The organism is Streptomyces palmae (assembly GCF_004684805.1).
Classification (GTDB): domain Bacteria; phylum Actinomycetota; class Actinomycetes; order Streptomycetales; family Streptomycetaceae; genus Streptomyces; species Streptomyces palmae.
Genome location: NZ_SRID01000742.1, coordinates 1 through 929, shown reverse-complemented (window position 1 = coordinate 929; position 929 = coordinate 1). Strand labels below are relative to the sequence as shown.

2 protein-coding genes are annotated in these 929 nt (G+C 72.0%); both read left to right on the top strand.

Going from position 1 to position 929, the window contains the following annotated elements; translation table 11 throughout:
* The coding region (locus E4099_RS32425; RefSeq protein ID WP_209446830.1) for a Zn-ribbon domain-containing OB-fold protein at window positions 1-484 on the top strand (484 nt) is incomplete at its 5' end.
* A partial coding sequence (locus E4099_RS32420) for a MaoC family dehydratase (protein WP_135342649.1) occupies window positions 459-929 on the top strand: 471 nt, incomplete at its 3' end. The genes E4099_RS32425 and E4099_RS32420, both read left to right, overlap by 26 nt.

Here is a 929-nt window from a genome sequence, read left to right as displayed (position 1 = left end):
GGGAGGGGACGTACCGGAGGCGGGGGCGTCGGGCATGCGGCGGCCACGGCCGGTGGTCAACCGGGACAACGCCGGATTCTGGGCGGGCGTCGCTCGGCACGAGTTGCTCATCCAGCGCTGTACGGACTGCGGGACGCTCCGTTTCCCCTGGTTGCCGGGGTGCAACGGATGCGGTGGGTTGGAGTGGGCCACGGTGCGGGCGTCCGGACGGGGCACGGTGTTCAGCTATGTGGTGATGCACCACCCTCCCTTCCCGGCGTTCGACCCGCCGTACGCGGTCGGGCTGATCGAACTCGCGGAGGGAGTACGGATGATCAGTGGCATCGTGGGGGTGCCGTACGACCGGGTGCGCATCGGTATGCCGGTGGAGCTGGAGTTCCTGCGGGTGGACGCGGAGTACGAGCTGCCGGTCTTCCGGGCGGAGCCCTCCGACACGGGGCGGGTCACGGGAGGTGAGGGTGGTGAATCCGCCGCGCGTCGGTGACGAACTGCCGCGGCTGGCGATACCGGTGACCCGGACGCTGATCGTGGCCGGGGCGATCGCCTCCCGGGACTACCAGGACGTGCATCATGACGCGGAGGCCGCCCGGGCCAAGGGGGCGCCCGACATCTTCATGAACATCCTGACCACCGGCGGTCTCGTCGGCCGGTACATCACCGACTGGGCCGGGCCCGGCGCCGAGCTGCGCGGGCTGGCCATCAGGCTGGGGGCGCCCAACCACCCCGGCGACACCATGACCCTCACCGGCCGGGTCGCCGAGGTGGCCGAGGGCACAGCGGTGGTCAGCGTCACCGGGCGCAACCGTCTGGGCAACCATGTCACCGGGACCGTGACGGTGCTGTGGAAGGAGGAGTCGGACGGGCCGGGCGCGGAGTCAGAGGGCGCCTCGGGGGGAGCGGGGTGTTCGCCGGGCGTGCGGGGTGGGACG